General features: G+C 65.4%; 1 protein-coding gene. It reads left to right on the forward strand.

Going from position 1 to position 381, the window contains the following annotated elements:
• Positions 1 to 175: 175 nt before the first annotated feature.
• Positions 176 to 381, forward strand: a 206-nt coding sequence (locus GFC01_RS18625; protein WP_207707672.1) for an Lsr2 dimerization domain-containing protein, incomplete at its 3' end; no start/stop codon positions are given.

Below are 381 nucleotides of genomic sequence, written 5' to 3' on the forward strand. Positions count from 1 at the left end.
GCTCACCACGGCGCCGAGTTGAACACGCCGACGGCGACGATGTCCGGGGTGTCGGCCTCGCTGACCCGACACGATCCCCCTGTTTGCATGCGGCTTATTCACGCCGAGCTTCGTTGCGCTCGCGCGCTCCTCTGCAACACTGGTGGCCCCTATCACCGACCAAAAGGAGCATCCCGTGGCGCAGAAGGTCACCACCAACCTCATCGACGACCTCACCGGCGAAACCATCGAAGACGGCACCGGCAAGACCGTGCAGTTCTCGTTCGACGGTGGTCACTACGAGATCGACCTCACCGATGACAACGCCGACGCGCTCCGCGAAGCGTTCTCCGACTACGTCGCCGCCGCGCGCAAGGTGACGGGGCGCAGTGGGCGTGGCAG

The sequence above is a fragment of the Desulfofundulus thermobenzoicus genome, assembly GCF_009428905.1.
GTDB lineage: Bacteria > Bacillota > Desulfotomaculia > Desulfotomaculales > Desulfovirgulaceae > Desulfofundulus_A > Desulfofundulus_A thermobenzoicus.